This window comes from Pseudomonas sp. P9_31 (assembly GCF_034008235.1).
Lineage (GTDB): Bacteria > Pseudomonadota > Gammaproteobacteria > Pseudomonadales > Pseudomonadaceae > Aquipseudomonas.
This window is the reverse complement of the sequence record NZ_CP125375.1, coordinates 1,769,440-1,792,910: the sequence shown is the minus strand read 5'-3', so window position 1 is coordinate 1,792,910 and position 23,471 is coordinate 1,769,440. Positions and strand designations below refer to the sequence as shown.

The 23,471-nt window shown below is 59.5% G+C and carries 21 protein-coding genes; 9 read left to right on the top strand and 12 right to left on the bottom strand.

What is annotated here, in order from left to right:
• Nucleotides 1–15 precede the first annotated feature (15 nt).
• From lpxK to QMK51_RS08085, 4 genes are all read right to left on the bottom strand, one after another.
• Nucleotides 16–1,026, bottom strand: a complete 1,011-nt coding sequence (gene lpxK, locus QMK51_RS08100; RefSeq protein ID WP_258699603.1) for a tetraacyldisaccharide 4'-kinase — start codon at nt 1,024–1,026, stop codon at nt 16–18.
• The gene (locus QMK51_RS08095) at nt 1,026–1,454 is read right to left on the bottom strand and encodes an ExbD/TolR family protein (protein ID WP_258699602.1); all 429 of its coding nucleotides are present in this window, start codon (nt 1,452–1,454) and stop codon (nt 1,026–1,028) included. Before QMK51_RS08095 ends, lpxK begins: the two co-directional genes overlap by 1 nt.
• The gene (locus QMK51_RS08090) at nt 1,451–2,086 is read right to left on the bottom strand and encodes a MotA/TolQ/ExbB proton channel family protein (protein WP_258699601.1); all 636 of its coding nucleotides are present in this window, start codon (nt 2,084–2,086) and stop codon (nt 1,451–1,453) included. The genes QMK51_RS08095 and QMK51_RS08090 overlap by 4 nt, the downstream gene beginning before the upstream one ends.
• Nucleotides 2,087–2,183: 97 nt before the next feature.
• The gene (locus tag QMK51_RS08085; RefSeq protein ID WP_320393688.1) at nt 2,184–4,418 is read right to left on the bottom strand and encodes a DNA internalization-related competence protein ComEC/Rec2; all 2,235 of its coding nucleotides are present in this window, start codon (nt 4,416–4,418) and stop codon (nt 2,184–2,186) included.
• A gap of 136 nt (nt 4,419–4,554) precedes the next feature.
• Between QMK51_RS08085 and QMK51_RS08080 the strand changes: the two genes are divergently transcribed.
• On the top strand, nt 4,555–5,070 hold the full coding sequence (locus QMK51_RS08080) for a DUF2062 domain-containing protein (RefSeq protein WP_320393687.1): 516 nt from the start codon (nt 4,555–4,557) through the stop codon (nt 5,068–5,070).
• A 171-nt stretch (nt 5,071–5,241) separates the two neighbouring features.
• Here the strand turns inward: QMK51_RS08080 and QMK51_RS08075 are convergent, their stop codons facing one another.
• The 4 genes from QMK51_RS08075 to QMK51_RS08060 all read right to left on the bottom strand — a co-directional run bounded on the left by QMK51_RS08075 (nt 5,242) and on the right by QMK51_RS08060 (nt 8,409).
• The gene (locus QMK51_RS08075; protein WP_258699598.1) at nt 5,242–6,021 is read right to left on the bottom strand and encodes an ABC transporter permease; all 780 of its coding nucleotides are present in this window, start codon (nt 6,019–6,021) and stop codon (nt 5,242–5,244) included.
• A complete protein-coding gene (locus tag QMK51_RS08070; RefSeq protein WP_095634883.1) occupies nt 6,018–6,950 on the bottom strand; it encodes an ABC transporter ATP-binding protein in 933 nt (310 codons plus the stop codon). Before QMK51_RS08070 ends, QMK51_RS08075 begins: the two co-directional genes overlap by 4 nt.
• Nucleotides 6,951–7,082: 132 nt before the next feature.
• Nucleotides 7,083–7,706, bottom strand: a complete 624-nt coding sequence (locus tag QMK51_RS08065; RefSeq protein WP_320393686.1) for a glutathione S-transferase — start codon at nt 7,704–7,706, stop codon at nt 7,083–7,085.
• A gap of 43 nt (nt 7,707–7,749) precedes the next feature.
• Entirely contained in the window at nt 7,750–8,409 is a 660-nt protein-coding gene (locus tag QMK51_RS08060; RefSeq protein WP_320393685.1) for a transglutaminase family protein, read from the bottom strand.
• Nucleotides 8,410–8,657: 248 nt separating this feature from the next.
• Here QMK51_RS08060 and QMK51_RS08055 point away from each other — a divergent pair, with 248 nt between their 5' ends.
• Both QMK51_RS08055 and QMK51_RS08050 read left to right on the top strand, forming a co-directional pair.
• On the top strand, nt 8,658–11,114 hold the full coding sequence (locus QMK51_RS08055; protein ID WP_320393684.1) for an acyl-CoA dehydrogenase: 2,457 nt from the start codon (nt 8,658–8,660) through the stop codon (nt 11,112–11,114).
• 100 nt (nt 11,115–11,214) lie between these two features.
• A complete protein-coding gene (locus tag QMK51_RS08050) occupies nt 11,215–11,622 on the top strand; it encodes a PA2817 family protein (RefSeq protein WP_320393683.1) in 408 nt (135 codons plus the stop codon).
• A 169-nt stretch (nt 11,623–11,791) separates the two neighbouring features.
• Here QMK51_RS08050 and QMK51_RS08045 read toward each other — a convergent pair whose 3' ends face one another.
• Nucleotides 11,792–12,790 (bottom strand): LysR family transcriptional regulator, encoded by a 999-nt coding sequence (locus QMK51_RS08045; protein WP_258699593.1) that lies wholly within the window; start codon nt 12,788–12,790, stop codon nt 11,792–11,794.
• A gap of 90 nt (nt 12,791–12,880) precedes the next feature.
• Here QMK51_RS08045 and QMK51_RS08040 point away from each other — a divergent pair, with 90 nt between their 5' ends.
• From QMK51_RS08040 to QMK51_RS08030, 3 genes are all read left to right on the top strand, one after another.
• Nucleotides 12,881–13,507, top strand: a complete 627-nt coding sequence (locus QMK51_RS08040) for an alanyl-tRNA editing protein (RefSeq protein WP_258699592.1) — start codon at nt 12,881–12,883, stop codon at nt 13,505–13,507.
• A gap of 92 nt (nt 13,508–13,599) precedes the next feature.
• Entirely contained in the window at nt 13,600–14,370 is a 771-nt protein-coding gene (locus tag QMK51_RS08035; protein ID WP_320393682.1) for a 2OG-Fe(II) oxygenase, read from the top strand.
• A 1-nt stretch (nt 14,371) separates the two neighbouring features.
• Complete coding sequence (locus QMK51_RS08030) at nt 14,372–15,010, top strand: LysE family translocator (protein WP_258699590.1); 639 nt, start codon at nt 14,372–14,374, stop codon at nt 15,008–15,010.
• A gap of 67 nt (nt 15,011–15,077) precedes the next feature.
• Here the strand turns inward: QMK51_RS08030 and QMK51_RS08025 are convergent, their stop codons facing one another.
• Nucleotides 15,078–16,319, bottom strand: coding sequence for an OprD family porin (locus QMK51_RS08025; RefSeq protein WP_320393681.1), 1,242 nt, complete (start codon nt 16,317–16,319; stop codon nt 15,078–15,080).
• Between the two features lie 123 nt (nt 16,320–16,442).
• Entirely contained in the window at nt 16,443–17,726 is a 1,284-nt protein-coding gene (locus tag QMK51_RS08020; RefSeq protein WP_320393680.1) for an MFS transporter, read from the bottom strand.
• 283 nt (nt 17,727–18,009) lie between these two features.
• Between QMK51_RS08020 and QMK51_RS08015 the strand changes: the two genes are divergently transcribed.
• The gene (locus QMK51_RS08015; protein ID WP_258699587.1) at nt 18,010–18,957 is read left to right on the top strand and encodes a LysR family transcriptional regulator; all 948 of its coding nucleotides are present in this window, start codon (nt 18,010–18,012) and stop codon (nt 18,955–18,957) included.
• A gap of 91 nt (nt 18,958–19,048) precedes the next feature.
• Nucleotides 19,049–19,852, top strand: coding sequence for a putative hydro-lyase (locus QMK51_RS08010; protein WP_320393679.1), 804 nt, complete (start codon nt 19,049–19,051; stop codon nt 19,850–19,852).
• Nucleotides 19,853–19,927: 75 nt separating this feature from the next.
• Here QMK51_RS08010 and QMK51_RS08005 read toward each other — a convergent pair whose 3' ends face one another.
• Nucleotides 19,928–21,367, bottom strand: a complete 1,440-nt coding sequence (locus QMK51_RS08005) for an MATE family efflux transporter (RefSeq protein WP_320393678.1) — start codon at nt 21,365–21,367, stop codon at nt 19,928–19,930.
• 792 nt (nt 21,368–22,159) lie between these two features.
• On the opposite strand from QMK51_RS08005, the gene QMK51_RS08000 reads away from it, so the two are divergent.
• The gene (locus QMK51_RS08000; protein ID WP_320393677.1) at nt 22,160–23,389 is read left to right on the top strand and encodes a type II and III secretion system protein family protein; all 1,230 of its coding nucleotides are present in this window, start codon (nt 22,160–22,162) and stop codon (nt 23,387–23,389) included.
• The last annotated feature ends 82 nt before the right edge of the window (nt 23,390–23,471 follow it).

Genomic DNA, 23,471 nt, shown 5'->3' with positions numbered 1-23,471 from the left:
TGGATAGAAACGGATTTAAGGCAAAAGACGAGCCGGCAACAGGCGCATCAGCTGCGTATCGAACCAGGCCACGAAGGCCGGCGATGGCACAGCATCGACCGCCAGGTACCACCAATCGGCGGCGGCGAAGGCACGGCACTTCACCGCGTCCTTTTCCGTCATCACCACTGGCAATGACGGTGTGAAATTCAAGGCCTGCACGCTGTACTCGGCGTGGTCGGCAAATGCATGGGGCACTGGCCGCCAGTGTAGCGTTTCGAGGGTCGTGAAGAAACGCTTGGGGTTGCCGATCCCGGCTACGGCATGCACGGCCTGGCCAGCAGGAAAGTGGTCGAGGGGACGCCGTTCGCCGCTGTGCAGATTGACCAGCGCCGTGGGTTGCAGCTGGAAGGCGAAGCCGTCTTCACGATCATTGACAGCGCCGTTGTACAGCACTGCATCGACGCTTTGCAGGCGCTCGATCGGTTCGCGTAACGGCCCGGCCGGCAGGCAACGCTGGTTGCCCAGGCCTCGAGCCGCATCGATCAGCACCAGCTCCAGGTCCCGGGCCAACCGGTAATGCTGCATGCCGTCGTCGGAGAGAATCAGGTCCAGCGGCTCACTCGCCAACAAGGCCTTGACCGCACGGCTGCGGTCCGGGTCGATCATCAGCGGCACGCCGGTGCGCTGGACGATCAACAGCGGCTCATCGCCCGCCACGTCCGCGCCTTGATCCGCCTCGACCCGCCACGGCAGTTGCGCAGGTTTGGCGCCATAGCCACGGCTGACCACGCCGACCCGCAGACCACTGCGCTGGCAATGCTGGATCATCCACAGAATCAGCGGCGTCTTGCCGGTGCCGCCCACCGTGATGTTGCCGACCACGATCAACGGCACCGGCGGTTGGTAGATCTCGCCCTCGCCGGCCAGGAAGCGATTGCGCTTGCCGGTGACCACACGCCGATACAGCCATTCAAGCGGCTGTAAAAGCTTCAAGGCCGGATGACCGGCATACCACGCGGCGAGCAATCGGTCGGACATGGCCATCAGGACGCTGGCGCCGCCTCGACAGTGGTCATGCGCAAATGGCTGAAACCGAGCTTACCGGCAGCGTCCATGGCAGTGATGACGGACTGATGAGGGGTCTTGCCATCGGCGCTGATGGACAGCGGCAGGTTGGTGTCGCCGTTGGATTCTTTCTGTAGCGCTTCCATCAGGCTGGTCAGGTCGTTCTTCGGTAACAACTGGTTGTTGACCGAGAACACCCCCTCGGCGCTGATGGCGATATCCAGTTGCTTGAGCTGCTGGTCTTCGGCCGGGGAACCGCTGACCGCTTCCGGCAGGTCGACGCGCATTTGGGTTTCACGGGTGAAGGTGGTGGTCACGACGAAAAACAGCAGCAGGATAAACACCACGTCGATCAGCGACGCGAGGTTGATGTCTACCGTTTCCCGCGGTTTACGACGGAATTTCACGCTTTACCCTCGGCCAGATCCACGTCGCGGTCGCCCTGCACTACCTCGACCAGTTTGATCGCTTCCTGCTCCATGCCCACCACCAGCTCATCGATCCGGCGTTGCAGGAAGCGGTGGAAGAACACGGCCGGGATGCCGACCATCAGGCCAGCAGCGGTGGTGATCAGCGCTTTGGAAATACCACCGGCCAGAACCGCGGCGTTAGTGCCCATGCCCGTGCCCATGAACGCACTGAAAATATCGATCATGCCCAGTACCGTACCCAGCAAACCCAGCAACGGGGCCATGGCGGCAATGGTGCCGAGGGCATTGATGTAGCGTTCGAGTTCATGGATCACTCGCGCAGCGGCCTCTTCGATGCACTCTTTCATGATCTCGCGACCATGCCTGGAATTCGCCAGACCGGCGGCCAGGATCTCGCCCAGCGGGGAGTTGGCGCGCAGTTCCTTGAGTTTGTCTTTATTGAGTTGCTTGTCTTTGATCCAGACCCACACCTGCCCGAGCAAGTGCTCCGGGGTCACGCGGCTGGCACGCAGGGTCCACAGACGCTCGGCGACGATCGCCATGGCCGCGATGGAACTCAGAATGATCGGCAGCATCATCCAGCCGCCGGATTTGACCAATTCCCACACAGTGACAGTCCCCTCGAAAAAGTGCGCCACTCTAACATAGGGGGTGGACGCACCGAAGACCGCGATGTCGCATCCGGTCGGGCTTTAATAACGCGGGTTACTGGCTCAATGGTGGCCGATCGCGCCAGAAACGCCGTTCCTGAAGCATCGTCCACGGCGGTGCGAAGCGTCCCAGTTGTAGACGAATGGCACCCTGCACAGCGCTGTCGTAGATCGCCACACCGCGCTTTTGATACCGCGCCACGACCGTGGGATGGGGATGGCCGAAAGAATTGCCGTTGCCACGGGAAATCAGCACCGCTTTGGGTTGCAAGGTGCTGAGCAATGCCGTCGACGACGAACTGCGACTGCCATGGTGCGGTGCCTGCAACCAATCCGTCGGCACCGCCAATGGACTGTCGAGCAGCGCCCGCTCGGCCGCGCTATCAATATCGCCGGTCAGCAGCAGCCGTTCGCCGTTGGCTTCGATCTGCAGCACGCAGGATTTCTGATTACTCTCGCTGGCTGACGGCCACTGCCAGAGTTGGAACTTCACGCCGTCCCAGGCCCATTGCTGACCGCTCTCGCAGCCCTCGGCGTGCAGTTCGTCTGGCAGGGCCAAGTGATCGCCACTCAGTACTTGCTTCACTGGTATTGCGTTGGCAATCGCTCGCGCACCGCCGGCATGATCGGCATCGGCATGGCTGATCAGCATCAGATCGAGGCCGTCCACGCCCAGTTTGCGCAATGATGGCAACACCACCCGCTCCCCCAGGTCGATATCGCCGAACCGTGGCCCGGCGTCATACAGCAGGGTGTGATCGCAAGTACGCACCAGGATGGCCAATCCCTGGCCGACATCCAGCTGCCAGACCTCGGCCATGCCTTCAGGCAACGTGTGCCGGGGCGGAAAAACCAGCAACAGCAGCATCGGCCAGCCCAACGGGCGCAACGGCACGCCTCTGGGCAGCAACAGAAGAAACGCCCCCAGCGTGCCGAGCGCCCATACCCACAACGGGACCGCCGCCGGCACCCACGCGGGTAATTGCCCAGCCACCAACACCAACCCTCTGAACAGAAGGTCGATCAGACCACCGGCCAACCACAGCAACCCTTCGCCCACATAAGGAACAGGCAACAACAGCGTTCCGAGCAAGGCCGGCGGCAACACCACCAGACTGATCCAGGGCACCGCCAACAGGTTCGTCAGCGGCCCGCTGAGACTGATCGGCAACCCCAGCACCAACAGCAGCGGGCCCAGACCGATCGCGATCAGCCATTGGGCGCGGGTCCAGGTTTGCCACCAACGCCACGGCCCCAATCGTCCGCCAAAGGTGAAGATCAGTACCGCTACTGCCGCGAAGGACAACCAGAAACCCGGTTGCAGGCTCGCCAGCGGCTCCAGCAGCAAAACGCCGTCAAGCGCCAGCAACAGCGGCCACCATGCGCCGAGGTGACGAAACCGTAGCCGCCACAACAGCACCAGACCGATCATCAGGCAGGCCCGACGCACCGGCACCTCGAAGCCGGCCAGCAGTCCATAACCGAGCGCCGCCACGAACGCCAGCCCGCACGCCCATGGCAGCCACGGCAAGCCCTTGGGCCACGCACCATAACGAGCCAGCCCGGCGATCAGCAGATACACCAACCCTGCCAGCAAACCAATGTGTTGCCCGGAAATCACCAGCAGATGCACGGTGCCGGTGTCTTGCAACACCTGCCAGTCTTCGCGGCTCAGCCCGGCGCCATCCCCCAGCACCAACGCCGTCAGCGCCCCCGTTCGCCCTTGGGCATCCACAGCTTGCAAGCGCTGACGGATGCCATCGCGCCAGGCCCATTGCGCCTCCCTCAGCCGTTGGCCGTCCTTGACGGTCCCGGTGGCGCCGACGCGTTGGGCCAGTAACCAGGCGTCATAATCGAACGCACGCGGGTTGAGCAACCCGGCAGGACGCTTCAATTTGACGGCCAGCCGCCAATGCTCGCCACTGTTGACGAGCGGCCCGCCATACCAGGCCAGACGCAGGTGCCGAGGCAGCTTGGTGCGACGGGACTGGCTGTCCGTCAGCTCGAAACGCACCACGCCCTCGGCCTGCTGCGGCAAACCCGTCACACGGCCTTCGACCCAGCGAGTCTCGCCATCGAGATTCAGCGCTAGGCGATCATTCAGCGCCCACTGGGCGTTCGCGCAAGCCCAACTGAAACCGAACAACAAAAATGCCAGGGGAAAGGTGCGAAACGGCAGCAGCATCAATCCCACTACCGGCAACAACAGCCACAACCCTGCCGGCGGTAACGCCGGTAAAAAACGCAGGGCCAGCAAACCCAACGCCAGCGCCATCATCCCTGTGCGCATAAGCCCGTCCTTGAGAGTCCCCTCCCTAGGCTTAGCCGGCGCGCCGCACGTACGTCGTTAACAATTGTCACAAAGTCTGAATGGGCGGTTCGTAGAATCCAGACATACTTACCGCCTTAACCGACCGAGAAGCCTTATGCCCCGGCGCTTATTCAAACGTTACATGCCAGACCCGACCAGCATCAGGGAACACAAATCCTTACGCTTTCTCGGCACCCTGCTGCATGACCCGAACCTCTGGCACCTCAATCGCCATTCCGTGGCCCGAGCCATGGCGGTCGGACTGTTCGCGGCGTTCCTGCCCATCCCGCTGCAAATGCTGCTGGCGGCCATCCTCTCCATCGTGGTGCGCGGCAACATGCCGATTGCCGTCAGCCTGGTCTGGCTGACCAACCCGATCACCATGCCGGCGGTGTTCTTCTGCACATACCAGACTGGCGCCTGGCTGATGGACGTCCCCGCCAGGAGCCTGCCGGACGAACTGACCTGGGAATGGATCAGCGGCGAACTCTCGAGCCTGTGGCAACCGTTCTTGCTTGGCTCGGTGGTAACGGGGTTGGTGCTTGGGGCGCTGGCCTATTGCCTGGTGATGATGTATTGGCGATGGTGGGTGAGTCGGCAGTGGAAGCGGCGTAAGCAAAGTCGAATGTGAGAAAGCAAAACGGCCTCCGCTTGGGAGGCCGTTTCTTTTTGCGGTGTTTATGCTGACGCCATCGCGAGCAGGCTCGCTCCCACACTGATTGGCGTTGCCCACCTATTTTGCGATCGACACAAAACCAATGTGGGAGCGAGCGTGCTCGCGAAGCAGGCGACGCGGTCGCTCCTAGGTACGCATCCCCCGCCCACTCACCAGCAGCCGCGCACAACCGATGTACAGCACAACGGTCGCAATGAGCATGAAGGTGATCGCCACGCTGATCTTGATATCCGACACACCGAGGATGCCGTAACGGAAGGCGTTGACCATGTGCAGCACCGGGTTGGCCAGTGACACGGTCTGCCAGAACAGTGGCAGCAAACTGATCGAGTAGAACACCCCGCCCAGGTAGGTCAGCGGTGTCAGCACGAAGGTCGGGATGATCGAGATGTCATCGAAGTTGCGCGCAAATACCGCGTTGATGAAGCCCAGCAGCGAGAAGATCGTCGCCGTCAGCACCACCACCAGAACGGTCACGCCCAGATGATGCACCTGCAGCTTGGTGAAGAACAGCGACAGCAGGGTCACGATGATCCCGACCATCAACCCCCGCAGCACGCCGCCCAGGGTGTAGCCGATCAGAATCGTATGCGGCGACACCGGCGACACCATCAATTCTTCGATGGAGCGCTGGAACTTGCTGCCAAAGAAACTCGACACCACGTTGCCGTAGGAGTTGGTGATCACCGACATCATGATCAGCCCCGGCACGATGTACTCCATATAAGTGAAGCCACCCATGTCGCCGATCTGCCGACCGATCAGATTGCCGAAGATCACGAAGTACAGAACCATGGTGATGGCCGGCGGCAGCAGGGTCTGCGGCCAGATCCGGGTGAAGCGTTTGACCTCACGGTAAACGATGGTATTGAGGGCAACGAGGTTGGGTTGCAGCTCGGAACTCATACCGCCACCTTCGACAGATTTTTCTCCACCAGAGACACGAACAACTCCTCGAGGCGATTGGTTTTGTTACGCAGGCTCAACACTTCGATGTTCTGCTGCGCCAATTGGGTAAACAGCGCGGTAATGCCCATGGCCTTGTCGACCTGGACTTCCAGGGTATGGCTGTCGATCAGTTTGGCCGGGTAACCGAGCAACTGCGGCGCCACTTGCAACGTGTTCTTCAGATCCAGCAGGAAGGTTTCGACATGCAGTTGGCTGAGCAACTGCTTCATGCTGGTGTTCTCGACAATGGTGCCGTGGTCGATGATGCCGATATTGCGGCACAACTGCTCAGCCTCTTCCAGGTAGTGGGTGGTGAGGATGATGGTGATGCCCTTCTTGTTCAGTTCAGTGAGGAAGGTCCACATCGAGCGACGCAATTCGATGTCCACCCCCGCCGTCGGTTCATCGAGGATCAGCAGGCGCGGTTCGTGAACCAGCGCACGGGCGATCATCAGTCGGCGCTTCATGCCACCGGACAGGGAGCGCGACGGCACATCGCGCTTGTCCCACAGGCCCAGTTGGGTCAGGTACTGCTCGGCGCGTTCCTTGGCGATTTTCGCCGGGATGCCGTAGTAACCGGCCTGGGTCACGACAATGTCGAACGTCTTTTCGAACTGGTTGAAGTTGAATTCCTGGGGCACCACACCAATGCAGCGCTTGAGCGCCGCCGGTTCCTTGTCCAGGTCGTGACCAAAGATATTCACTGTTCCGCTGGTCTTGTTCACCAGGGTCGAGAGAATGCCGATGGTTGTGGATTTGCCGGCGCCGTTGGGGCCGAGCAAGGCGAAAAAGTCACCTTCGGCAACGTCCAGATCGATACCACTCAAGGCCTGGAAACCGTTGCCGTAGGTTTTGGTTAGCTGCCGGATGGACAGAGCGGAACTCATATCGGATTTACGCACCAAGAAGGGAGAAAGGAATAAATAAGGGCGGGCGGCGAGCAATGCAACCGCGGCGCATGAGCGCAATGGTGCTTGTCGTCGCCACACAAGTACAGTCAAGCGTGTCGATAGTGAGTATTAAGTCAACGCGGTCATGACGGCTTTGCGATAGGCCGAACGCTGTTTCAACCGCGCGTACCAGACTTCGAGATGAGGCTGCGACGCGCGTTCGATCGGCATCTCGAACCAGGCATAAATGAAACTGCCCAAGGGAATGTCGCCCATGCCGATCTCATCGCCGGACAGATACGGTTTAGCCGCCAGCGCTTGATCGGCCATCGACAGCAAGTTGTCACACTCCTTGATCGCGGCCTTGATGGCTGGCCAGTCCCGCTGGTCTTGCGGGGTGCGCAACACGCCCCAGAACACGGTGCGGAACGGCGCGGCAAAACTTGAAGTGGTCCAGTCCATCCACTTTTCGGCACAAGCACGGGCCTGCAGGTCCGTCGGATACCAGGCAGTGCCGCTGGCATGACGGGCCATCAGGTAACGCACGATCGTGTTGGATTCCCACAGCACGAAGCCGTCGTCTTCGATCACCGGCACGCGTCCGTTGGGATTCATCGCACGGTACTCAGGCGTGTCGACCACGCCAAAGGCACCGCCGGCATCGATGGCTTCATAGGCCAGGCCCAGTTCTTCGGCGGCCCACAACGGCTTTCTGACATTCGACGAGTTTTTCCGACCCCAGATTTTCAGCATGACCGCCTCTTTTTGAATAAATGCGCAGGCAGCATACGCCGGATCAGGCGCGACTCAAATCGCTCTGCATGTCACCCAGTTGCAGCGGCAATTGCTCGCCGAACAGATGCGGATAGCACTTTTCCAGGTGTTCAAAAAAGAACGCTTCAGGCACATCAGTGAACTGACCATGATCGACCAGGTATTCCATCAATTGCTCGCCATCACGGTTGTAGGGATGGAACACGCTGTCGTTGATCCCGTCGAACTCCAGCGGCGCGACATTGAACAGTTCGCAGAGTTGTTGATTGAAGGCCGGCGTGGCTTTGATCCAGCGATCGTTCAGATACAACTCGGTGTAACCGTGCATGGCGAACACATCGCTCTTGAGCAGTTCGAGCAGGCGCGGCGTCGACAGGTGATTACGCACGTCCGCCAGACCGATACGCGCCGGGATCGCGCAATGCCGGGCGCAACCTGCCAGCAGCGTGGCTTTGGGCACGCAATAACTCTCCCCTGCCGCCAGCGCATAGCTGCCGCGCAAGGTCTCTGGATCACGGCTGAAGGTGTAGGGGTTGTAGCGCACGGCCTCGCGCACCGCGTAATAGAGATTGATCGCCTGTTCAAGCGGATCGCGCCGGGCGCCCCGGTGTTTTTCGGCGAACGCCACCACCGAGGGATGGTCACTGTCGATGAAGCGGCCGGGGCTCACACATGCGTGCATGAGAACAACCTCCTGGGGGAAGCCACGAGTCTAGCGATGCCTTCAGCACAGAGATAACGACGTTTCGGCCAAATATCAGCGTTTGCCGCCCTGTTGACGGAAGCGTTCAACCGTCCGCATCGAAATAACTGACGAATTTCAGCCGTTGCTTCCTACAAGCTCAAACCGATCGCTCTGACCACCCACTTTTATAGATGCCGTCTAAGCTCTGAAAGTGGTTTGGCCCTTGGCTTGACGGAGAATTGAATATGCTGCTGTTGTGGATACTGGTTCTGCTGGTCGGGATTGCCTATCTGGCACATCGCCGCACCGCGCCTCTGCCCGCTTTGGGCATCATCGCTGTCTATCTGCTGGCGATGGGCATCTTCAGACATGCGAGCCATGCCCCCGTCTGGCTGCTGCTGATTTTCTGGGTGATGCTTGCGGCTGTGGCCGCCTTCCTGTTACTGCCGGACCTGCGCCGAAAACTCTTCACGGCGCCCATATTCAACTGGTTTCAAAAAAACCTGCCGCCCATGTCGCAAACCGAGCGTGAAGCCATTGAAGCCGGCACGGTCTGGTGGGATGGAGAGCTGTTCACCGGCCGTCCGGACTGGAACAAGCTGCTGGCCTATCCAAAAGCGCAACTGAGCGAAGAGGAACAGGCGTTCATCGATGGTCCGACCGAAGAGCTCTGCGCGATGGTCACCGATTGGCAGATCAGCCAGTTGATGGACCTGCCGCCCCAGGCCTGGGATCACATTAAACGGCATGGCTTTTTTGCCCTGATCATTCCCAAGGAATACGGCGGCAAGGGCTTCTCGGCTTATGCGCACTCCCAGATAGCGATGAAACTGGCGACCCGCAGCGGCGACCTGGCTTCCACCGTCATGGTGCCCAACTCCCTCGGCCCCGCGGAACTGCTACTGCATTACGGCACCGACGAACAACGCAATCATTACCTGCCACGGCTGGCCCGTGGCGACGATATCCCCTGCTTTGCCCTTACCGGCCCGATGGCGGGTTCCAACGTCGGGGGGATGACCGACACCGGAGTGATCTGCAAAGGTGAATGGGAAGGCAAGGAAACCCTCGGCCTGCGCCTGAACTGGGAAAAACGCTACATCACCCTCGGTCCGGTGGCGACCTTGATCGGCCTGGCCTTCAAGGCCTATGACCCGGATCATCTATTGGGTGACAAAGTCGACCTGGGGATCAGTCTCGCACTGATTCCAACCCAGACCCCCGGTGTGGAAATCGGCCGCCGTCACCTGCCGCTGGGCGCCGCCTTCATGAACGGCCCGAACGCTGGCAAGGATGTGTTCATACCGCTGGAGTTCATCATCGGCGGTCAGGAGATGCTCGGCGAAGGCTGGATGATGCTGATGAACTGCCTGTCGGTCGGGCGTTCCATTTCGCTGCCTGCCATCGGTACCGCCGCGGGCAAGTTCAGCAGCCTGGTGACGGGCCAATATGCGCAGGTTCGCGAGCAATTCAACGCACCGCTGTCAGCCTTCGAAGGGATTCAGGAAGCACTGGCGCGGATCGGCGGCAGTACCTGGCTGATGGACAGCGCACGGATGCTCACCGCCAACGCGGTCGACCTCGGCGAAAAGCCGTCGGTGCCCTCGGCCATCATCAAATACCACCTCTCCGAACGCGGTCGCGAGTGCATCAGCCACGCCATGGATGTTCACGGTGGCAAGGCCATCATCATGGGCCCGAACAACTACCTGGCGCGTAGCTGGCAAGGTGCGCCCATTTCCGTCACGGTCGAAGGTGCGAACATCCTGACACGCAACCTGATGATCTTCGGCCAGGGCGCTATTCGCTGCCATCCGTTCGTGCTCAAGGAAATGGCCCTTGTCCACCGCGAAGACAAACAACAGGCGCTGATCGAATTCGACGCCCTGCTGCTCAAACACATTGGTTTTGCCGTGAGCAACGCCGCCAGCACCCTGGTGCTGAACCTTGGCCTTGGGCATTTCGAACACGTGCCCGGGGACAAGCTCAGCCAACGCTACGTACGTGCCCTCAACCGGCAGGCCGCGGCTTTTGCCATGCTTGCAGACCAGTGCATGATGCTGCTGGGCGGCGAACTGAAACGCCGCGAACGCTTGTCCGCACGTCTGGGCGATGTGCTCAGCTACCTGTATCTGGCCTCCGCGGCGCTCAAGCGTTATCACGATCTCGATTCGCCGGAGCATATGCGTCCGCTGTTCGCCTGGGCCATGGAAGAGAGCCTCGGCCAGTCCGAACGTGCGCTGGACGAACTGCTGACCAACTTCCCGAACAAGGTACTCGGCTGCCTGCTGCGGGTGATGGTGTTCCCGTTCGGTCGCTGGCACAGAGGCCCATCGGACAGACTGGCGGCCAAAGTCGCCGCAGTCCTCGGCCGCGCCAAGGGCGATCCAACCCTTGAGGAGTTATTGGCGGGCTGCTATCGCCCGCAATCGACAGAGGATCCGGTCGGCGCGCTGCAGCACGCCTGCGACTTGCTGAACGCCGCCAAGCCGCTACAGAAAAAACTCAATACGGCACTGAGAAGTCGCCAGGTCAAACCCACTGTCGGGGAGTCGGTCATCGATGCCGCACTGGAGGCTGGCGTCTTGCAACCGGTTGAGGCCCAGACCTTGCGCGAGGCAGAAGTGGCGCGGCGCAAAGTGATCGATGTCGATGATTTCGACAAACAGGTGTTGATGTTGGGCAAAGGCAAGGTCCGCTGATCCAGCGTACCCTGGTCTTCCAGGGGGCTCTTTACCATGTGTAAAAGGGACGCAGGAGCTTTATACTCCTGCGCCCGTTTTGCTCTTGAGGACTTATCTCGTGTCCAATGTCGTTGCCGATCACCTCGTCTTGCTCGACCACCTGCGCAGCATCCTGGTCGCCGTAGGTGAGGCCGAACAGGTTCCCGAAGAAAGCCATGCCTTGTTCCTGGAGCGCTTCGACGAACTGCGTGCATTGCTGCCGGTCGACCCGATCGAAAGCCAATACCTGGGCCAGGACATTCTGTGCCAGGTCATCACCCGCTATCCGCAAATCGCTCATCTGGTTCCGCGCGACCTGATGTGGTACTTCGCCGGTGACTGCCTGCATTACATGCCCGATGATGAAATCGACCTGTACCAGGCCCTGGAAGAACGTCGCTTCGAAGCCGAACAGAACGATGAACCGTTCGACTGGAATCAGGAAAAACAGCTGCTGGCGATGTCGAACCAGGACAGCAAGCACTGATCCCCGGTCAGTAACGCAAAAGGCCCGCATGGTTAATCATGCGGGCCTTTTTTGTGGTAATTGCCGAGTGATGGGGTGTTTGGGCCACCGTCTTCGCGAGCAAGCCCGCTTGTGTCTTGCGCAGGAATTAGACTGAGGGTGAGAGCGGGCTTGCTCGCGAAAGGGCTCTTCAGAGCAACCCATCACTCTCGGGCAACTCATACTCCGCCGCGACCTTGCCCGAATCACTTGGCTTGCCCGGCTTGCTCAAGGTCGGCTCCTTCTCCAGGCATTCCACCAGATAGTCGATGAACACCCGCAACTTGGGTGGTAGATAGCGGGTTGGCGAATGCAGCAACCAGGCGCCTCCGTGATAGGAGGCCAGAAAGGTCCAGTCCGGCAGTACCTGCACGATCAGCCCTTGTTCCAGAGCATAACGGGCGGTGAAGTACGGCAGGCTGCCGATCCCGATGTGTTGCAATACCGCGCCCAGTCGTACACCCGTGTGATTGGCGGCATAACGTCCGCGCACACCGACGGTCACGGCTTTGGTGCCTTTCTTGAATTTCCAGCGCGCATCGCTCGGGGTTTCCCCCAGATAGATGCAGCTATGGTTGAGCAAGTCGTGGGGATGAGTCGGTGTGCCGTGCTCGGCCAGGTACTGCGGCGTTGCGCAGAGCAGATGATCGATGGTCAGCAACTGCCGCCCCACCAGCCCCGCGGGCGGGCGATCGGTAATGCGGATCGCCAGGTCGACGTTGTCGTCGATCAAATCCACCTGGCGGTCCTCGAGTAACAACTCCACATCCACGTTGGGATAACGCCGCAGAAATTCCGGCATATGCGGATGAATCACGAACCGTCCGACAGCCTTGGGCACGCTGACGCGCACCAGCCCTTCCGCTTCCTGGGTGAACTGACCGCTGATTTCCATCACCGACTTCGCCGCGCTGACCATCTCCTGGCAACGCTTGAACACCTCTTCGCCACCGTCGCTCAGACGCAGCTTGCGCGTGGTTCGTTGCAACAGACGCATGGCGAGCGCCTTCTCCAGGCGTGAAATGCTGCGACTGACCGCCGAGGGCGAAGAGCCTGACTGGCGAGCGGCTTCGGAGAAACTGCCGGTCTCGACAACCTTGACGAAAATCGCCATTTCACCGAGCAGCGGCAGGGGAAGATTTATGCTCACAGCGCAACAGTCCTTTGATGATTGAACGGATTATCACGCAATTCCACGATTCATATAATAAAAATAGAAACTTTAATGAGGACATGGAATATGACGCTTCGCCTCTTTTTCCATAGTGATGACCTCAAGGCCAATGTGGAAGTTCTGGATTGCACCCCCCACGAGAACGAGTTCGCCGTGGTGCTGCGCGCCACACTGTTTCACCCCCAAGGCGGAGGGCAACCCTGTGATACCGGCTGGATCGGCGAAAGCCAGGTGCTGCGCGTGGTTCAGGATCCGGACCGGATCATCCATTTCGTCGATCACCCGGTAAGACTCGGCATGACCCAGATTCGGGTCGATCAGCAACGCCGTCAGTTCAATACGCGCATGCATTCGGCGGGGCACCTGATTGGTCACTTCGTCCAGGCCCTGGGCTGGATGCCGACCAAGGCCCATCACTGGCCGGATGAAGGACGTGTGCAGTTCAAGCCGGGCGAAAGTGCGCAGGACGTTGATGCCCAGACGATTCAGTACGGCATCAAGCAATGGATCGCCCATGACCTGCCGCGCCTGACGTCGTTGCGCGAAGGTGCCCGGGAAATCGGTTTCGGTGAATTGCCCGCCTACGGCTGTGGCGGCACCCATGTACGGAGCCTGAAGGATTTGGGCACCGTCACGATTGCTTCCCTTTCGCAGAAAAAGGGAACGCTGTCAGTCCACTACCACGTGGATTGAGCATTTGGGCGATGTCGACCCCGTCATCGCCTGACGCCGGGGGAGCCTGCGTTCGCGGGCTCTGTTGACTATCTGATAGATGGACCTAAGACATGATGCTTGACGTCAATCGTCTCGATGAGACGTGCATACAAAAACTGGCCAACGAAGAAGTCCTCGCCATCCGCGTCAAAGGCTTGTTGCCTCAGCCGCTGGCGATCCAGATCGGCGACAAGATTCTCGCCCCGGGCTTCGAAGGCTACATCAATGCACCGAGCATCGGTCGCATCGGCATGGCGTTTTATGAAGCGGAAAACCAGCCGCTGCTGATCGAGGACTATTTCGAGCGCGCCACCGGCAACATCGCCGAATTGCGCAGCCGTTGCGCGCCCTACTCCTCTCCTGTCGACACCCTGCGCTGCATGCTCGACGAGTCCTGGCCGGCAGGCGCGCACCTGGAAAACCTCTATGGCCGCAAGATGTATGTGGGGCTGTCCCGGGTCGTCAAACCCGGGGTGTGCTTCCTCGCCCATCACGACATTTTCGCCAAGGACGCCCCGGACAGCTTCCAGGCCAAAAGCCTGGAAGCGCAATTCGCCTGCAATGTTTACCTGAACATGCCAACCGAGGGCGGCGCGTTGCAGATGTGGGACCACGACATTACCCCGGACCAGTTCGACGAAATGCGCGGCGACAGTTACGGCATCGATCCGTCCCTGCTCGGCCCTCCGACCCTGGAGATTCGCCCTGAGCCGGGTGATTTCATCATGTTCAACTCACGCCGCATGCACTCGGTGACGCCGGGTGTGGACGATCCGCGATTGAGCCTTTCCTTCTTTGTCGGCTATCGCGGCAATGCTTCACCCCTTACTTTCTGGAGTTGAGATGTTTTCGAATTATCTGGGCGAGTTTCTGGCGCTGGCAACCATCCACTTCCTGGCCGTAGTCGCACCTGGACCGGACTTCGCCGTGACCATCCGCCAAAGCGTGCGTTTCGGCCGGTTGGTGGGTATCTGCACGGCTCTGGGCATCGGCGCGGGTATTTCCGTGCATGTGCTTTACACCTTGCTCGGCGTCGGCGCGTTGATGCACACCACGCCCTGGTTGTTGACGGCGGCCAAGGTCGTGGGGGGTGCCTACATCTTGTACCTCGGCGTAAGCCTGTTGCGCAGCAAACCCAAATCGGCGATTGAAGGCGATAAGGATGCAGAAGCGTCAACTGAACAGCAGTCCCTGTTCAAGGCCTTCAGCACAGGCTTTCTGACCAACGCCACCAACCCCAAGGCCACGCTGTTTTTTCTGGCCATTTTCACGACCATCATCAGCGCCTCGACACCGCTGCAGATTCAGGCGCTGTACGGGCTATGGATGTGTTTCGTGAACGCCTTGTGGTTCGTGATCGTGGCGCTGTTCTTTTCCAGCGCGCGGGTGCGATTGCTGTTCATGCGCATGGGGCACTGGTTCGAACGAACCATGGGGGTGATTCTGATCCTGTTCGCCGGTCGGTTGATTCTGTCGATGTAATACAAACGGCCCACACAGTCTGACTGGCGGGCCGTCGGTGTCATTTATTGCTCGATAGCCCAGACCTTTACCAAAGCGCCAGGGTATAGCTGACGATCAAGCGATTCTCATCCAGATCATTGCCAAAGTTCGAACGCACCGACGCATTGCGCCATTTGAAGCCCAGGCCTTTCAAGGTACCGTCCTGCACCACGTAAGCGATATCGGTGTCGCGCTCCCACTCCTTGCCTTCACCCGGAGCACTGCGTTGCACGTTATCGCCCGAGATGTAGCGGGTCATAAAGCTCAACCCCGGCACACCCAATGCAGCGAAGTTATAGTCATAGCGCGTTTGCCAGGAGCGTTCGTCAACGTTGGCGAAGTCCCCGATCTGCACGAAGTTGACCAGGTACGGATCGCTGCGGCCGATGTACGGAAACGGATCGTCGCCGCTCATGCGCTGGTAGCCGAAGCCTAGCGCATGACCGCCGAGGCTGTAGGTAAATAACGCACCGAAAGCCTGGTTATCGAGCGCACGAAAGTTGCCATCTTCGGTGCTGCGCGCATAGCGCACATCGCTCTTGAATGACTGGCCAGAACCCAGATCCAGCAGGTGCACCAAACCCAGGTAGTTTTGCTGGTAAATATTTTCCAGCTTGCCGTAGCGGTACTGCGCTGTCAGGTTCGGCAGGAACTGATAGTCAGCCCCGGCGAACTGGAACTTGTCGCTTTTCCCGCCGATTCGGTTGGCGGTCATGTCCTGGTAGTCGGTGGAATCGACGAAGTTGATCTGCGTGAGTTGCCCGGCCGTCAGCTTCAATCGGTCAACTTCCTGAACATTGACCAGTGCCCCCTTGAACGTTCCAGGCAACAGGCGCGTGTCGTTGGCGTTCACCACCGGATCCTTGATCTGCAAAGTGCCGAGCTTCAGGGTGCTGTTGGACAAACGCACTTTGGCCGTCAGGCCCAACTCGCCATAGCGATCCTGAGAGCCGCCCGACAAATCCGGCGGCAACAGATTGGTGCCCGCCGTGCCGCCCCCGGAGTCCAGTTTAAAACCGGCCATGCCCAGTGCATCCAGACCAAACCCCAGCGTGCCAGCGGTATACCCGGACTCCATTCGCAACAGGAAACCCTGCGCCCATTCCTCGGCTTTGTCTCGCGCCCCTTCCTGGCGAAAATCGCGATTGAAGTAAAAGTTGCGAGCCTCCAGGCTGCCCTTACTGTCAGCAATGAAATCCGCCTGAGCGGCCGGTGCGCCGAGCAAGCTCAAGCCGAGCAATGTGCCGATCGGGATGTATAACCGTTGGGTGGAAAACAAAAAGTTCATGCCATGCTCCTGTTTCGGACGCGAGCGAGCCCTCTCGGGGGCGTTGCGATCGCGACCGATGTTTGTTGTCGATTAGCAATGGATCAGCGACGTCTGAGCACAATTGCCCAGACGTGTCGGGGCTCAGGACTCGAGTTGTCGACCACGGGTTTCCGGCAGGCTTAACGCGGCCAGAATCACCACGCCGTAGGCACCGGCAGCGAAGATGCCGATCCCCGTACCCATCGGCAGCCTGTCGCTTAACAATCCAATGAACAACGGGAACAGCGCCGCGATGGAGCGCCCGGCGTTATAGCAAAAGCCCTGACCCGAACCGCGCATGCGGGTCGGAAACAACTCGGTCAGAAAAGCGCCCATACCGGCAAAAATGCCCGAGGCGAAAAAACCCAACGGAAAGCCCAGCCAGAGCATCCAGGTGTTGTCGATGGGCAGTTGGGTGTAGGCCAGAACGATCGCCATGGAGCCGACGGCAAACAGGATGAAGTTCTTCTTGCGGCCGATGGCATCGGTCAGCAATGCACTGGTCACATAGCCGATGTAGGAGCCGATGATCACCATCGCCAGATAGCCGCCAGTGCCGAGCACGCTCAGGCCGCGCTCGGTTTTCAGGTAAGTCGGCAACCACGTGGTGATCGCGTAATAACCACCCAGCGCGCCCGTGGTCAGCAACGAAGCGCGCAAGGTGGTACTGAGCATCCGAGGCGCGAAGATTTCGAAGAAGGCCCAACGCGAATCCTTCTCCGGCTTGGCCTTGCGCTCAATGCAGGCCTGCTCGAAGGTGTCCGACTCCTTGACCAGTCGGCGAACCACCAATACAAACAGCGCTGGCACCAACCCGATCATGAACAACGCCCGCCAGGCCTCTTCCGGTGGCAGAAAACTGAATAACCCGGCATAGAGCAATGCCGTAAGCCCCCACCCCAGCGCCCATCCGGCCTGCACCATGCCCACTGCCTTGCCGCGATCCTGGGAGCGAATCACCTCGCCGATCAGCACCGCACCCGCTGTCCATTCACCTCCGAATCCAAACCCCATCAAGGTCCGGGCCACCAGCAGTTGCTCGTAGTTCTGTGCCAGTCCGCAGAGGAAGGTGAAGAAGGCGAACCACAGCACCGTCAGTTGCAAGGTGCGCACCCGGCCGATGCGGTCGGACAGTATTCCGGCGATCCAGCCACCCGCCGCCGAGGCCAGCAGCGTGCAGGTGCCGATCATCCCGGCATCGCCCTTTGAGATGCCCCAGGTGGCGATGAGGGTAGGAATGACGAAACTCAGCATCTGGGTGTCCATGCCATCCAGGGCATAGCCGATCTTGCAACTCCAGAAGGTACGCTTTTCATTTTTCGACAGGGGGCCGTACCAACTGAACGGGCCGGTGCGGCCCGAACCTGAAAGCACGTGGTCAGTCATGGTCTTTTCCATGGGGGTTCCTGCGGCAGCAAGCGAAGATGACGGACACGCCTCATTATTTTTTTGTGAAGGCGTTGTCGTGGGGGGCAGACGCAGTGGCTGCGTCGTGGAGTGGATTCTTCGCGCCAAGGCCAAACGGCGTCAAACGGGAAAAAAACGAGGTTATACATAAGAAAATTTGATACCCCCGGCGACGAACTCTGGAGTAACAATTGCAGTGCGCCGACCATGGTTTTCTGTGGAAAACCGTGCCCCCCTCTCCACGAGCGCCACGAGAACCGCCATGAACCTCAAATTCCTCGAAACCTTCGTCTGGGTCGCCCGCCTGCAAAGCTTCAGCCTCACCGCCGAGAAAATGTTCAGCACTCAGGCCGCTATCTCCAGCCGGATTGCCTCGCTGGAAGAAGAGTTGGGCCTGCGTTTGTTCGTGCGCGATTCGCGCGGGGTGTCGCTGACGCTCGAAGGTCTCAAGGTGCTCGACTACGCCGAGCAGATGCTCGAGGTCCAGAGAGCGTTGAAACACTCGCTGGACAACACCAATCCGCAACAGGGCCTGGTGCGCATCGGCGTGATGGATACGGTGATCCACACCTGGCTCAGCCCGTTGATGTCGACCTTGATGCAGACCTTCCCCGCCGTGGAAATCGAGATCACGGCCGACGCCGCACGCAATCTGTGCGAGCAGCTGCAAAAGGGCTATCTGGACATCGTTTTCCAGACGGACCTGATCCGCCACGAAAGTGTGCGCAACCTCGAACTGGCGCACTATCCCATGCACTGGATTGCCGCCAGCAATTCGATCTATGCCCGCCCCTATGCCTCACTGGCCGACATGGCCAGTGAGCGCATCATCACCTTCGTTAAAAACTCCCGGCCGCATCAGGACGTACTCAACCTGCTGCACGCCCATGGCATCAGTACGCCACGGGTCAGTTGCGTCAACTCGGTGTCGGCCATGACCCGGCTGATTCGTGACGGCTTCGGTATTGGTGCCTTGCCGGCCGCGCTGGTGGCCAAGCCCTTGGCCAGCGGCGAGCTGATTCAGCTGGAACCGGGCACCCGCTTGCCGCAACTGGATGTCGTGGCTTCGTGGCGCACCGGAGTCGGTCTGGAATTGATCGAGAGCATCGTCGACATGAGCCGCCAAGTGGTCTCCCAATATGCGGCGGATGTCGGCCCGCTTCGAATGGTTCCGGCACCCGGTCTCAACGGCCGACGGTCTCTTGAATAACTTTTAGTTGTCCGGGGGTAACAACATTCCTTGTTGGACGCCAGCGTCTCGGTTTCTTAAAAAGAACCCACGAACCTGTGGAGATGCCGTGATGAATCAGTCAGCCCTGTCCTTTGAACAATTACAGCAGCGCGCCCCTCAGGCCCTGCGCCAACACATCGCCGCCGGACACTATCAGGGCCACACCAGCGGCCTGGCCCAGGGCCGGGTGCAAGCCAACATCGTGATTCTGCCCAACGATTGGGCGAATGAGTTCCTCCGGTATTGCACCCTCAATCGGCAGGCCTGCCCGTTGCTCGACGTTACCGAGCCTGGGGATCCGTTTTTTCGCAACCTCGGCACCGCCATCGATATTCGCCATGATGTGCCCCGATACAGGGTCTATCGCCATGGGGAACTGAGCGAAGAACCGCTGGATATCGAGCATCTTTGGCAGGACGACCTGGTGGCCTTCGCCATCGGCTGCTCGTTTTCCTTCGAACAACCCCTGCTGGATGCCGGCATTGCCCTCAAGCACATCGATCTGGGGCGTAATGTCGCCATGTACCAGACGAACATAGACACCCGCCCTACCGCTCGCATGAGCGGCAAACTGGTGGTGAGCATGCGGCCGATGAAAGCCGCCGCCGCGATTCAGGCGATTCAGATCACCGCACGCATGCCCAACGTCCACGGCGCCCCCGTGCACATCGGTGACCCATCGCTGATCGGCATCCACTCGCTGGACGCACCGGATTACGGTGATGCCGTGCCAGTCGAAGCCGACGAAATTCCGGTGTTCTGGGCCTGTGGCGTGACGCCTCAATCGGTAGTACAAGCCTCGCGCCCGCCCTTGTGCATCACTCATGCTCCGGGCTGCATGCTGGTAACAGATTTGTGGAATAGCGCTTTGTAAATGCGCGCAGGCTCAAGTTGAGCGGCCAACAGCGTCCCGTTCAACTACAGCTTCGACCTTTGCACGCGTCTCCTTTCAAGGAACGCCTTGATCCAGGTTGGTTTTGCTCCTGTGAATAAAGCGCCAACCCATCAACAGAGTGGCAACCGTCAACGCCGTGATCAACCCCAGCCATACACCCTGTGGCCCCCAGCCCAGGCCAAACCCCAAACTGACACCCAGCGGCAGCCCGATCCCCCAGTAGGAAAATATCGCCAGCATCATGGGCACGCGGGTATCTTGCAAACCGCGTAACGCCCCTGCCGAAAGCATCTGCAAACCATCGGGAAATTGCAGTGCGGCGGCGTACAAAAGCAGTGTCGAGGCCAACGCCGTCACGGCCAGGTCCCGACTGTAAAGACCGGCTATCGCTTCGTGTCCCAACAGTAGCGCCAAGGTCGACAACGTTTGAGTGAATGCGACCAGAACATACCCCGCCCATGCAGCTCGCCTTACTCCATGCCGATCACCACGACCCAAGGCATGACCGACACGCACGGTGGTTGCTTCCGCTACGGCAACCGGGATCATGAAACACAACTGCGCCACATTGATCGCTATCTGATGTGCAGCCAGGGAAGCCGCGCCCAGGCGCCCGATAAGCAAGGAGGTGACAATGAACAGGCTGCCCTGCATCAGAATCGAGATTCCGATCGGCAGCCCAACTCTCAGCAAATCGCCGATAGCGACCCGATTCGGCAGCTCGAAGCAAGCGAACAATTGCAAATGTGCCATGCGGGGCGTTCGCCAAAGATAGAGCGCAAAAACCAGCGCCTGCAGCCACATCATAATCGCCGAAGCGATACCCAGCCCCTGTGCACCGAGTTCGGGAAAGCCCAGCTTGCCGTTGGTCAAGACATAGCCCAACGGAGCCAGCACCAGCAGGCCACCAAACCCGAAGAGCATGGTAGGCCGCATCCAGTGCATGCCCTCGCATAGATAACGCATGCAAAAGAACACTGTCAGCGCCGGGCTGCCCCAGCGGACCGCATGCAAAAATGCCTGTGCCCCCGGAATGATCTCCTCTGCAATGCCCGCAACGCCAAGCAACGTCGGTACTACGCTGAGGAATACGAACATGATCAAGCCAAGTCCAAGCGCCAGCCAGATTGCCTGGCGAAATACGGGGCCGACCTGCTCGTATTGACCGGCCCCGTGCAAACGGGCCACGTAAGCAGTCAAGGCGATCAACGTGCCAATCGGCACCAGCATCGGCAACCACAACAACGCAGTACCGACGGTGACCGCTGCCAGCGTATCGGTTCCATGTTGGCCGGCAATGATGTTATCCACGAAGGCAATCAATCCGGTCGACACATGCCCCATCACCAACGGCAGAACCAGAACAGCGGTGGAGCGGGTTTCCTGAACGAACGAACGTGGCGGCAAATCGTGAGACATCGGAGGGATATCCTTGGGATTAGAAAGATTTTCTGCAGATCCGGCGACTGCCAGAGTGCAGATCGGCAAGCCCATCTTTATCCCAAAAAATCTGCTCCCTGGCAGTCAGACATTTCTGTTTTTTACTATTTCGCTGTAGGAAATTTGTATCGATTGCAGCTATTCCCGAAGTGTCACAAGACGGGCAGCCTTGGAAACGTACGAACCGGCATACAGGCAGGAACGCCGCTCAATGACCGGCCATGTTGATGAGATATGCAGCATGAATTGCACAGAATTACTCGCAGCACTACACATAGCCCACTGTTTCATACAGCGTCCGGGCGTCATGCCAATGTTTACGTCGCCTCCCCCCGTTTTTTTCAGAAACAACCCCGTAGTTGACTGAAAGTTTTGTTTGAAGCATGGCGCTTTGCTTCGGTTGAACTACCTTTCAAGCAAGAAGAAGTCATAACGGTTTGAATTTCCACATTAGGTTCAGCGATCAGATAGCGGATTGGCAAAAGGAGTTACCTCACTATGGTCCTGACAAGCGTTTTCCGGCTCTGTACCCAGATTACCGGTTGCTTTTTAGGGGAGTCAGGTCGGCGAACAGTGCCGTCCTTAGCTGCTATTGCTGTCGAGTCGGGGCCTGTCGCTCTGCTCGGCAACCCAGGCATCTGGATCACTAAAAACCGTTTTAGCGAAGGTCGCTCGCTGTGCAGTCAGGCCAGCGTATTGGACCCGCTTGTGCGTAGAACCAAAGAATGTTGCCGGGGCCATGAATCCATTGCTCTGGCGGGGTAGAGGGCCGACCCAGGCCCCGTGTAGTGATCCGAGGCAACTCAGTTAGCCTCAAAGATGGCCTATTCAGCGAGGATGCACTTAATGAGCTATCGTACCGTGCCCGCTTTCAAGCGAGTTATCCATGGCCTGTTCTGGATAGGCCTCAGCGTGGATGCGGCTCAGGCCGCGCCGGCAAATTGTTCGCAAATGGACAGTTTGCCGACAACGTTCGAGGTCGGTCAGGGGCTTCAGAATGAACTGCGCACCCCTGTTCCAGTGACGCAGCTGGCGGTGGGCGACCCGAAAATTGCCGACGTGCAACCCAGCGGCAACAACACCAACGCCTTCATACTCACCGGTCTGACACCGGGAGCCACCAGCCTGATGGTCTGGACCGCCTGTTCGAAAACGCCGCGCCAAAGCATGGTGTTCGTCAAGGGCCGGGCCACTGCGGCGCTGACCAGCGTGTCGACGGGGCCTTCCGAAGACCCGCTGCTGCCAAGCCAGGTGCAGACCGATATCCGCTTCGTTGAAGTCAGCCGGACCAAACTCAAGGAAGCCTCAGCGTCTATTTTCGGCACTCGCGGCAACTTCCTGTTCGGCTCGCCGAGAACCTTGCCCACCATCGGCGGCATTGTCACGCCGTCGGTGCCGGTGGACAACGGCATGTTCAACCTCAATTTTGCGACCGGCAATACCCTGGTGGCGATCAACGCGCTGGAAGGCAGCGGTTTCGCCTATACCCTGGCGCGGCCAAGCCTGGTGGCGCTCAGCGGGCAGAGTGCGAGCTTCCTGGCCGGCGGTGAAGTGCCGATTCCGGTACCCAGTGCCGGCAGCGATAACATCTCCATCGAGTACAAGGAGTTCGGTATCCGCCTGACCCTGACGCCGACCATTGTCGGGAAAAACCGTATCGCCCTGAAGGTGGCGCCAGAAGTCAGTGAACTGGACTTCACCAACGCGGTGAGCATCGCCGGCACAATAGTCCCGGCGCTGACCATACGCCGTACCGACACCAGCATCTCCCTGGCCGACGGCGAAAGCTTCGTCATCAGCGGCCTGATCAGCACCCGCAACAATTCCCAGGTGAACAAGTTTCCGGGGCTGGGCGATATCCCGATTCTGGGTGCGTTCTTCCGCGACAACTCCATCAACCGTGAAGAGCGCGAACTGCTGATGATCGTCACCCCGCATCTGGTCCAGCCCCTGGCTGCCAACGCACAACTGCCGTCATTGCCTGGCGAACAGCTGCGCAATTACGACCCGAACTTCTACCGCATGTTTTTCCTCGAAAATGGTGATTTCGACAGTCGCACCGGGCTCTCGCAATGAGCCGGAGCCAGACTCTGAACCGGGCTTTCGCCCTCACTCTTAACGGAGACCTTGAGCGCTTGGCGGGCCAGCTGTATTGCCA

Excerpts from the sequence above, each read along its gene's own strand:
- lpxK (WP_258699603.1), bottom strand. The coding sequence starts at position 1,026 with ATGGCCATGTCCGACCGATTGCTCGCCGCGTGGTATGCCGGTCATCCG.
- QMK51_RS08085 (WP_320393688.1), bottom strand. The coding sequence starts at position 4,418 with ATGCGCACAGGGATGATGGCGCTGGCGTTGGGTTTGCTGGCCCTGCGT.
- QMK51_RS08080 (WP_320393687.1), top strand. The coding sequence starts at position 4,555 with ATGCCCCGGCGCTTATTCAAACGTTACATGCCAGACCCGACCAGCATC.
- QMK51_RS08075 (WP_258699598.1), bottom strand. The coding sequence starts at position 6,021 with ATGAGTTCCGAGCTGCAACCCAACCTCGTTGCCCTCAATACCATCGTT.
- QMK51_RS08070 (WP_095634883.1), bottom strand. The coding sequence starts at position 6,950 with ATGAGTTCCGCTCTGTCCATCCGGCAGCTAACCAAAACCTACGGCAAC.
- QMK51_RS08065 (WP_320393686.1), bottom strand. The coding sequence starts at position 7,706 with ATGCTGAAAATCTGGGGTCGGAAAAACTCGTCGAATGTCAGAAAGCCG.
- QMK51_RS08060 (WP_320393685.1), bottom strand. The coding sequence starts at position 8,409 with ATGCACGCATGTGTGAGCCCCGGCCGCTTCATCGACAGTGACCATCCC.
- QMK51_RS08055 (WP_320393684.1), top strand. The coding sequence starts at position 8,658 with ATGCTGCTGTTGTGGATACTGGTTCTGCTGGTCGGGATTGCCTATCTG.
- QMK51_RS08040 (WP_258699592.1), top strand. The coding sequence starts at position 12,881 with ATGACGCTTCGCCTCTTTTTCCATAGTGATGACCTCAAGGCCAATGTG.
- QMK51_RS08035 (WP_320393682.1), top strand. The coding sequence starts at position 13,600 with ATGATGCTTGACGTCAATCGTCTCGATGAGACGTGCATACAAAAACTG.
- QMK51_RS08030 (WP_258699590.1), top strand. The coding sequence starts at position 14,372 with ATGTTTTCGAATTATCTGGGCGAGTTTCTGGCGCTGGCAACCATCCAC.
- QMK51_RS08025 (WP_320393681.1), bottom strand. The coding sequence starts at position 16,319 with ATGAACTTTTTGTTTTCCACCCAACGGTTATACATCCCGATCGGCACA.
- QMK51_RS08020 (WP_320393680.1), bottom strand. The coding sequence starts at position 17,726 with ATGACTGACCACGTGCTTTCAGGTTCGGGCCGCACCGGCCCGTTCAGT.
- QMK51_RS08015 (WP_258699587.1), top strand. The coding sequence starts at position 18,010 with ATGAACCTCAAATTCCTCGAAACCTTCGTCTGGGTCGCCCGCCTGCAA.
- QMK51_RS08010 (WP_320393679.1), top strand. The coding sequence starts at position 19,049 with ATGAATCAGTCAGCCCTGTCCTTTGAACAATTACAGCAGCGCGCCCCT.
- QMK51_RS08005 (WP_320393678.1), bottom strand. The coding sequence starts at position 21,367 with ATGGGCTTGCCGATCTGCACTCTGGCAGTCGCCGGATCTGCAGAAAAT.
- QMK51_RS08000 (WP_320393677.1), top strand. The coding sequence starts at position 22,160 with ATGAGCTATCGTACCGTGCCCGCTTTCAAGCGAGTTATCCATGGCCTG.